Source organism: Fusobacterium sp. FSA-380-WT-3A (genome assembly GCF_012843705.1).
Classification (GTDB): domain Bacteria; phylum Fusobacteriota; class Fusobacteriia; order Fusobacteriales; family Fusobacteriaceae; genus Fusobacterium_B.
This window is the reverse complement of record NZ_JABAFQ010000027.1, coordinates 1-9,517: the sequence shown is the minus strand read 5'-3', so window position 1 is coordinate 9,517 and position 9,517 is coordinate 1. Positions and strand designations below refer to the sequence as shown.

Sequence of the window (9,517 nt, the reverse complement as noted above, 5' to 3'; positions counted from 1 at the left end):
AATAACTAATAGTCAAAAAACTTAATAACTAGTAGTCGAAAAACTTAATAACTAATAGTCAAAAAACTTAATAACTAGTAGTCGAAAAACTTAATAACTAGTAGTCGAAAAACTTAATAACTAGTAGTCAAAAAACTTAATAACTAGTAGTCAAAAAACTTAATAACTAATAGTCAAAAAACTTAACATAATAAATAAATAATATATAAATAAATAAAATATAAATAAATTATATAAAATAATATATAATAAATTTTTTTATTTATCAATTGAGAAGTATTATGATTTTCTCTTTTTTTCTCAAAATATATATAAAAAAACTTTAGTAGTTATAATCCAAATATTCATAAAAAATATGATTAATTTTCAGAAAATGTTGATAAAAAATACAAGTTAATAAAAAAATTAGCTTAAAATTTTTAAAATATCAAGGTTAATAGAGAACATCAAAAAATATACAGATAAAAAAATAAATTAAAAAAATAAACTCAATAAAATAGAAGTTTATAATAAAAAAATAATAAAATATTTATTTTATAAATACTAATCATATTTTTTGTAAATTATTTTATTTTTTTACAAAAATAAAATCTTATTCTGAAAAAAATGTTTTTATTTGGAAAAAAGTAATCAATAGACCTTAGAAAAAAAAATTTGCTTTTCTCTGAAAAAAGATGTATAATTCAGATATAAGCATTAGTAATTGAAACATAAATTTTAATAAAGCAACATAAATATAAAAAAGTATATGTATTTTTAATTTGTATTTATTTTAAAAATATACTCTAGGAGGAATTTTAATGAAAGTACTTTGTTATGGTGTTAGAGATGTAGAAAAACCATTTTTCGAAAAATTAGCTGAGAAATACAATCTTGATGTTACTTGTACTGGAAGTTTTTTAAATACTAAAGAAACAGCAGAACTTGCTAAAGGTTTTGATTGTGTAGTTCTTAGAGCTAACTGTTTTGCTAATAAAGAAAATCTAGATTTATACAAAGAATATGGAGTTAAATATGTTTTAACTAGAACAGTAGGAACTAACCATATTGATGTTCCTTATGCAAAAGAGTTAGGATTCAAAATGGCATTTGTTCCATTCTATTCTCCAAATGCTATTTCAGAACTTGCACTTACTCAAGCTATGATGTTATTAAGACATATGGCTTATACAACTCATAAAACAGGAGTAAAAAAAGATTTTACTGTTGATGCAGAAATGTTCTCAAAAGAAGTTAGAAATTGTACAGTAGGAGTTGTTGGTTTAGGAAGAATCGGAATGACTACAGCTACTTTATTCAAAGGACTAGGAGCAACAGTTTTAGGTCAAGATTTATTCCCAAAAACAGGTGTAGAACATATAGTTACTCAAGTTGAACTTGATGAATTATTAGCTAAAAGTGATATAGTATGTCTTCACTGCCCATACATTCCTGAAAATGGAAAAGTTGTTACAAAAGAATTCTTAGCAAAAATGAAAGAAGGAGCTATATTAATTAACGCAGCAAGAGGAGAACTTCAAGATGTTCCTGCTTTAGTTGAAGCTCTAGAAAGTGGACATTTAGCTGGATTAGGAATAGACGTTTTAGAAAATGAATCTACAGTATTCTTTAAAGATTTCAAAGGTGGAGATTTAGCTGACCCTATGGTAAACAAATTAGTAAATATGTATCCAAGAGTATTAGTTTCTCCTCATATGGGTTCTTACACAGATGAAGCTGTAACTAATATGATAGAAACAAGTTTCCAAAACTTATTAGAGTTTGAAGAAACTGGAGATTGTAAAAATAAAATAAAATAGTTTTTAATATAAGTTTAAATAAAAAAAAGTTTTGATTAAAGTTTTATACTTTTCAATTAAATCACGGAGGTAAAGAAAGATGGAAAAAGAATTAAACGTTTTTGAAATGGCCCAAGCTCAAGTTAAAAATGCTTGTGACAAATTAGGAATGGAACCAAATGTTTACGAGTTATTAAAAGAACCACAAAGAGTATTAGAAGTTAATATTCCTGTAAAAATGGATGATGGATCTATCAGAATATTCAAAGGATTCAGATCTCAACATAACGACGCTGTTGGACCTACAAAAGGAGGAATCAGATTCCACCAAAACGTATCTTTAGAAGAAGTTAAAGCTTTATCTATTTGGATGACTTTCAAATGTTCAGTAACTGGAATACCTTATGGAGGAGGTAAAGGAGGAATCATCGTTGACCCTTCTGAATTATCTCAAGGAGAATTAGAAAGATTATCAAGAGGATATATTGACGGAATATATAAATTAATAGGAGAAAAAGTTGACGTTCCAGCTCCAGACGTAAATACAAACGGACAAATCATGGCATGGATGGTTGACGAATACAATAAATTAACTGGAACTTCTGCAATCGGAACTTTAACAGGAAAACCATTAGACTTTGGTGGTTCTAAAGGAAGAAACGAAGCAACAGGATACGGAGTTGCTGTTACAGTTAGAGAAGCTGCTAAAAAATTAGGAATCGATATGAAATCTGCTAAAATAGCTGTTCAAGGATTCGGAAACGTTGGAGCTTTCACTGTTAAAAACATCGAAAAATTAGGTGGAAAAGTAGTTGCAATGTGCGAATGGTGTAAAGAAAAAGGAGCATATGCTATCTATGATGAAAACGGATTAGATTTCCAAGCTATGTGGGATTACAAAGCTAAAAACGGAAACTTAGTTGGATTCGCTAAAGAAATATCTGTAGATGAGTTCTGGGGAGCAGACGTTGACGTTGTTGTTCCAGCAGCTCTAGAAAAAGCTATCGATGCTCATCAAGCTGAATTAATTAAAGCTAAATTAGTTTGTGAAGCAGCAAACGGACCAATAACTCCAGCTGGAGACGAAGTATTAAATAAAAAAGGAATAGTTGTTACTCCAGACATCTTAACTAACGCTGGTGGAGTTACAGTTTCTTACTTCGAATGGGTACAAAACCTATATGGATACTACTGGGGAGAAAAAGAAGTTGAAGAGAAAGAAGATATCGCTATGGTTGACGCTTTCGAAGCTTTATGGAAAATCAAAGAAGAATACAATGTTACAATGAGAGAAGCAGCTTATATGCACTCAGTTAAAAAAGTTGCTGCTGCAATGAAATTAAGAGGATGGTACTAATCCTTAATGTAACATCAAAAGTTATATAAGAGATTAAGAGTTGGAACTTTGTTCCAACTCTTTTTTCGTCTTGTTTTTTATTGTAAAATTTATAAAATAATATAATTTATGTTATAATAAAATACTAATAATATTTATAGTATAAGGAAAAATAGTTATGAAAAAATTTGCAAGAAAATTAAAAAGAATAATTTTAAAAATAAAGAAAATAATTTCAAGAGAAGAAGTATTAAGATTAAAAAAATGGTTATTTGATTTATGTGATATTAATTACAAAATAATAAAAAATAGAAAAAAAATGAATGAAGAACTTTTGAAAAATGGTTATAGTAAAATAAGAGATTTGGAAAAAGAAATAGCTAAAAGAGGAGAAGTATTTTTTGTTGATTTTGGTTATGGAATAGGTACTGAATATAGATATAATCATTATTGTGTAGTTTTAAAGTTAGAAGGAAAGATGGCTATAGTAGTTCCTTTAACCTCTCAAAATAGTTCATATAATCAAAATTCACCTTTAGTAATAAACTTAGGAATTATAAATAAAATGCCGGGGAAACAAAAAAATAGTTATGCTTTGGTCAATCAAATAAGATCAATAAGTAGAGCTAGATTAAAAAGACCAGTAGAAAGTAATGGAAAAAAATGTTATCCCAAACTAAATGGAATACAATTGACTCAAATAGATAATGTTATTGATTTGTTAAAAAAATAATATTGAAAAAAATAAAAAAATATTGTATAATTATTATACAATAAAGGTCCTTAGCGACAAGATGAAAGATTAGAAACCCATAGCGGTAAAGGGAGAGTAAGTTGCTCTCCCTTTTTATTGTAAAATTTACAAAATAATATAATTTATGTTATAATAACTCTGAATGATAAATTTAATTTTTTAGGAGAATAAAATGGCATTATTACATGTTGAAAACTTATATAAAGGTTTTTCTGGTGAAACTCTTTTTAAAAATATAACTTTTTCTATTGATGAAAAAGATAAAATAGGTGTTATAGGAATAAATGGAGCTGGAAAAACTACTCTTATAAAAATGTTGTTAGAGGAAGAGGAAAATGATGTTGACCCAACTACAAATCAAAGGGGAATAATCAGTAAAAAAGGAAATCTTAAAATAGGATATCTTTCTCAAAATATAAATCTTAATCCTAATAATACAATCTTTGATGAATTGATGTTGGTATTTGGAAAAGTAATGGAAGACCATAAAAAAATTCAAGAACTTAGTTTAAGAATAAATATAGAACCTGAAAATTTTGATAATATAATGGAAGAACTAGCAGTAGTAACCACTCGTTATGAACAAGAAGAAGGTTATGCTATAGAATATAAAGTAAAACAAGTTTTAAATGGATTAAGTATATCAGAAGATTTATGGCAACAAAGGATAGGAGATTTATCAGGAGGACAAAAATCAAGAACAGCTCTTGGAAAAATTCTTTTAGAAGAACCAGAACTTTTAATACTTGACGAGCCTACAAACCATCTTGATTTATTGGCTATTGAATGGTTAGAAAAATTTTTGAAAGATTATAATAAAGCTGTAATGGTTGTATCACATGACAGATATTTTTTAGATAATGTTGTTGGAAGAATTTTTGAAATAGAAGGGCATACTCTAAAAACTTATAAAGGAAACTTTACAGAATATACTATTCAAAAAGAAATTTATCTTTCAGGAGCAATTAAAGCTTTTGAAAAAGAACAAGAGAAAATCAAACAAATGGAAGAGTATATCAGAAGATACAAAGCAGGTATTAAATCTAAACAAGCTCGTGGAAGAGAAAGTCTTTTAAATAGAATGGAAAAAATGGAGAATCCTGTTGTCAATGTCAGAAAGATGAAACTAAAATTTGATATAGAAAGACCAAGTGTAGATAGAGTTTTAAAAATAGAAAAATTATCTAAATCTTATGATGGTAAAAAAATATTTCAAAATTTAAATTTAGAAATATTTAGAGGAGAAAGAGTAGGTCTTATAGGAAAAAATGGTGTAGGAAAATCTACACTTTTGAAAATTGTAAATGGAATGGAAAAAGCTGATAGTGGAAAAATAACAATTGGTGATAAAGTTACAATAGGATACTATGACCAAAATCATCAAGGATTAGATGAAAAAGTTAGTATTTTAAATGAATTTATGTTTAATTATCCCATGAGTGAAGAGGATGTAAGAAGATTAGCTGGAGGATTTTTATTTCCAGAGGAAGATGTTTTTAAAATAATAGGTTCTCTTAGTGGTGGAGAAAAAGCAAGAGTAACTTTAATGAAACTTATTCTAAAAAAAGCTAATTTTTTAGTACTTGATGAGCCTACAAACCATTTAGATATATATTCAAGAGAAGTTTTAGAAGAAGCCTTAGAAGATTATCAAGGAACAATATTAATTGTTTCTCATGACAGATATTTCTTAGAAGGAATAGTAAATACTATCTATGAGATAACAGAGGATGGAGTTGAAAAGTTCAATGGAAATTATTCAGAATATTGTACAAAAAAATCTAAAAAACTTTTAGAAAAATCTAATGAAAATGTAGTAAATAATTATGAAGAACAAAAAAAGATAAAAAATAGAATATCATCTTTAGAAAAAAAATATGTAGAAACAGAAAAAAATATTGAAAAATTAGAAGAAAAAAAATCAAATTTAGAAAAAGAATATGAGATAGCAGGAAAGAAAAATATTTTAGAAGAACTATTGGAAATACAAGAAAAATTAGAAAATATAGACCTAGAGATACTTTCTGAAATGGAAAAATGGGAAGAGATAGAAAAAGAACTAAAAAATTTAAAAAAAGCTTTGTAATTTTTAAAAAATATGATACAATACTATGGCTATATAATTAAATTGACTTTTTCTCAAAAAAAAGTTATAATATTTAAGTTATATAATAAAAATTAAAAATATAAAAAATTTAAATCGGAAGGAGGGTAAAATGCCTACTCTAAATCAATTAGTTAAAAAAGGGAGACAAACATTAGAAGAAACTAGTAAATCTCCAGCATTACAAGGAAACCCACAAAGAAGAGGAGTATGTGTAAGAGTTTATACAACTACACCTAAAAAACCTAACTCAGCTTTAAGAAAGGTTGCCAGAGTAAAATTAACAAACGGACTTGAAGTTACTTGCTACATCCCAGGAGAAGGACATAACTTACAAGAACACTCAATCGCTCTTATAAGAGGAGGAAGAACAAAAGACTTACCAGGGGTTAGATACAAAATAATCAGAGGAGCACTAGATACAGCTGGTGTTAACAACAGAAAACAATCAAGATCTAAATATGGTATGAAAAAAGCGTAATAATTTAAGGAGGTGACACAGTTTAAATGTCAAGAAGAAGAGCAGCAGTTAAAAGAGATGTATTACCTGATTCAAGATATAATGATAAGGTAGTTACTAAAACAATAAATGCATTAATGGTAGACGGTAAAAAATCTTTAGCAGAATCTATATTCTATTCAGCTATGGACTTAATAAAAGAAAAAACTGGTAAAGAGGGGTATGATGTTTTCAAACAAGCTATGGAAAATATAAAACCTCAAATCGAAGTAAGATCTAGAAGAATCGGGGGAGCTACTTACCAAGTTCCAACAGAAGTTAGATTAGAAAGACAACAAACTTTAGCATTAAGATGGTTAAAAACATATACTAGAGATAGAAAAGAATATGGAATGATAGAAAAATTAGCAGCTGAGTTAATTGCAGCAGCAAATAATGAAGGTGCAACTATTAAGAAAAAAGAAGATACTTATAGAATGGCAGAAGCTAACAGAGCATTTGCACACTATAAATATTAATTTTGTATTTTAGCGTAATTTAATTTAGGAGGAATAAACTAGATGGCTAGACAAGTTTCATTAGAAATGACTAGAAACATTGGTATCATGGCTCACATTGACGCTGGTAAAACTACAACAACTGAAAGAATTCTTTTCTATACAGGAGTTAACCACAACCTTGGAGAAGTTCATGATGGAGCTGCTACAATGGACTGGATGGAGCAAGAGCAAGAAAGAGGTATCACAATTACTTCTGCTGCTACAACATGTTTCTGGAAAAATCATAGAATAAATATAATAGACACACCAGGACACGTGGACTTTACAGTTGAGGTTGAAAGATCTCTAAGAGTTCTAGATGGTGCTGTTGCTGTATTCTCTGCAGTTGATGGAGTTCAACCTCAATCTGAAACTGTATGGAGACAAGCTGATAAATATCAAGTACCAAGAATGGCTTTCTTTAATAAAATGGACAGAATCGGAGCTAACTTCGAAATGTGTGTAAATGATATTAGAGAAAAATTAGGTGCTAACCCTGTACCTATTCAATTACCTATAGGAGCAGAAGATGCTTTTGAAGGAATAATTGACCTTATAGAAATGAAAGAAATCGTTTACATGGACGATAAAGGAAAAAATATAGAAGAAAGAGAAATCAGAGCTGAATATGCTGATAAAGCTGAAGAAATGAGAGAAGCTATGATTGAATCTATCGTTGAATGTGATGACGAATTAATGGAAAAATATCTTGGTGGAGAAGAAATTTCTAATGAAGAAATAAAATCTGCATTAAGAGCAGGAACAATTGGAAACATGATAATTCCTGTATTATGTGGAACAGCATTCAAAAATAAAGGAATTCAACCTTTACTAGATGCAGTTACATTATACATGCCAGCTCCAACTCAAAAAGGAGTTATTAAAGGACATGAATATAAAAATGAAGGAAATGCAATAGAGTTACCTATATCAGATGAAGCTCCATTTGCAGCTTTAGCATTCAAAGTTATGACAGACCCATTTGTAGGAAGATTAACATTCTTTAGAGTATATACTGGAATAGTTGAAAAAGGTTCTTATGTTCTTAACTCAACAAAAGGTAAAAAAGAAAGAATGGGAAGATTACTTCAAATGCATGCTAACAAAAGAGAAGAAATTGATGTTGTTTACTGTGGAGATATTGCAGCAGTTGTTGGATTAAAAGATACAACAACAGGAGATACTCTATGTTCAGAAACAAATCCAATAATTCTTGAAAAAATGGAATTCCCTGAGCCAGTTATATCAGTAGCTGTTGAACCAAAAACAAAAGCTGACCAAGAAAAAATGGGAATTGCTTTAGCGAAACTTGCTGAAGAAGACCCTACATTCAAAGTTAAAACTGATGAAGAAACTGGACAAACAATTATATCAGGAATGGGAGAATTACACCTTGATATCATTGTTGACAGAATGAAAAGAGAATTTAAAGTAGAATCAACTGTTGGTAAACCACAAGTTGCTTACAGAGAAACTATTACTTCTGGAACTGAGCAAGAAGTTAAATATGCTAAACAATCTGGAGGTAAAGGACAATACGGACACGTTAAATTAAGAATCGAACCTTTAGAAGGAAAAGATTTCGAATTTGTTAACGAAATTACAGGAGGAGCAATTCCTAGAGAATATATTCCTGCTGTAGAAAAAGGATGTAGAGAAGCTCTTGAAAATGGAGTTGTAGCAGGATATCCTTTAGTTGGAGTTAAAGTAACTCTATATGATGGATCATTCCATGAGGTTGACTCATCAGAAATGGCATTCAAAATTGCTGGTTCAATGGCAATGAAACAAGGTGCTGAAAAATGTAAACCAGTTATTCTAGAACCTATGTTCAAAGTAGAAGTAACTACTCCAGAAGAATATATGGGAGATATCATAGGAGATATCAACTCTAGAAGAGGAATGGTTGGAGGTATGACAGATAGAAACGGTGCTAAAATCATCGATGCTAAAGTACCTTTATCAGAAATGTTTGGATATGCAACTGACTTAAGATCTAAATCTCAAGGAAGAGCAAACTATTCAATGGAATTTGAAAGCTATGTACAAGTTCCTAGAAATATTCAAGATGAAATTAAAGCAGCAAGAGGAAGATAATAATCTAAGCTTTATTTAGCTCTAAGGGAGAAAATCCCTTAGAGTTGAAAGTAAAATAAATAAAAAAACAAAAAATGTAAATAATCTTAGGAGGAAAAAATGGCAAAAGAAAAATTTGACAGAAGCAAACCCCATGTAAACATTGGTACAATAGGACACGTTGACCATGGAAAAACAACAACAACAGCAGCAATATCAAAAGTATTATCAGACAAAGGACTAGCTGAAAGAGTAGATTTTGATAAAATCGACGTTGCTCCAGAAGAAAGAGAAAGAGGAATAACTATCAACACAGCTCACATTGAGTATACAACAGAAAAAAGACACTATGCACACGTTGACTGTCCAGGACATGCTGACTATGTAAAAAACATGATTACAGGAGCAGCTCAAATGGATGGAGCAATCCTAGTTGTATCAGCAGCTGATGGACCAATGCCTCAAACAAG

The 9,517-nt window shown here is 29.3% G+C and carries 8 protein-coding genes; all 8 read left to right on the top strand.

Annotation, left to right across the window (positions count from 1 at the left end):
• Window positions 1-800: 800 nt before the first annotated feature.
• Window positions 801-1,799 carry a 2-hydroxyacid dehydrogenase gene (locus HF862_RS09795; protein ID WP_170187681.1) on the top strand — a complete coding sequence of 333 codons (999 nt, stop codon included), beginning with the start codon at window positions 801-803 and terminating at the stop codon, window positions 1,797-1,799.
• A gap of 79 nt (window positions 1,800-1,878) precedes the next feature.
• Entirely contained in the window at window positions 1,879-3,135 is a 1,257-nt protein-coding gene (gluD, locus tag HF862_RS09790) for an NAD-specific glutamate dehydrogenase (protein WP_170187680.1), read from the top strand.
• Window positions 3,136-3,292: 157 nt separating this feature from the next.
• On the top strand, window positions 3,293-3,847 hold the full coding sequence (locus HF862_RS09785; protein WP_170187679.1) for a type II toxin-antitoxin system PemK/MazF family toxin: 555 nt from the start codon (window positions 3,293-3,295) through the stop codon (window positions 3,845-3,847).
• Between the two features lie 193 nt (window positions 3,848-4,040).
• On the top strand, window positions 4,041-5,954 hold the full coding sequence (gene abc-f, locus HF862_RS09780) for a ribosomal protection-like ABC-F family protein (RefSeq protein WP_170187678.1): 1,914 nt from the start codon (window positions 4,041-4,043) through the stop codon (window positions 5,952-5,954).
• A gap of 130 nt (window positions 5,955-6,084) precedes the next feature.
• Window positions 6,085-6,453, top strand: a complete 369-nt coding sequence (gene rpsL, locus HF862_RS09775; RefSeq protein ID WP_027128880.1) for a 30S ribosomal protein S12 — start codon at window positions 6,085-6,087, stop codon at window positions 6,451-6,453.
• Between the two features lie 26 nt (window positions 6,454-6,479).
• Window positions 6,480-6,950, top strand: coding sequence for a 30S ribosomal protein S7 (gene rpsG / locus HF862_RS09770; protein WP_027128881.1), 471 nt, complete (start codon window positions 6,480-6,482; stop codon window positions 6,948-6,950).
• A gap of 42 nt (window positions 6,951-6,992) precedes the next feature.
• On the top strand, window positions 6,993-9,068 hold the full coding sequence (gene fusA, locus HF862_RS09765; RefSeq protein ID WP_170187677.1) for an elongation factor G: 2,076 nt from the start codon (window positions 6,993-6,995) through the stop codon (window positions 9,066-9,068).
• Between the two features lie 99 nt (window positions 9,069-9,167).
• A partial coding sequence (locus tag HF862_RS09760) for a GTP-binding protein (RefSeq protein WP_240934819.1) occupies window positions 9,168-9,517 on the top strand: 350 nt, incomplete at its 3' end.

Excerpts from the sequence above, each read along its gene's own strand:
- HF862_RS09785 (WP_170187679.1), top strand. The coding sequence starts at position 3,293 with ATGAAAAAATTTGCAAGAAAATTAAAAAGAATAATTTTAAAAATAAAG.
- gluD (WP_170187680.1), top strand. The coding sequence starts at position 1,879 with ATGGAAAAAGAATTAAACGTTTTTGAAATGGCCCAAGCTCAAGTTAAA.
- HF862_RS09795 (WP_170187681.1), top strand. The coding sequence starts at position 801 with ATGAAAGTACTTTGTTATGGTGTTAGAGATGTAGAAAAACCATTTTTC.
- abc-f (WP_170187678.1), top strand. The coding sequence starts at position 4,041 with ATGGCATTATTACATGTTGAAAACTTATATAAAGGTTTTTCTGGTGAA.
- rpsG (WP_027128881.1), top strand. The coding sequence starts at position 6,480 with ATGTCAAGAAGAAGAGCAGCAGTTAAAAGAGATGTATTACCTGATTCA.
- rpsL (WP_027128880.1), top strand. The coding sequence starts at position 6,085 with ATGCCTACTCTAAATCAATTAGTTAAAAAAGGGAGACAAACATTAGAA.
- fusA (WP_170187677.1), top strand. The coding sequence starts at position 6,993 with ATGGCTAGACAAGTTTCATTAGAAATGACTAGAAACATTGGTATCATG.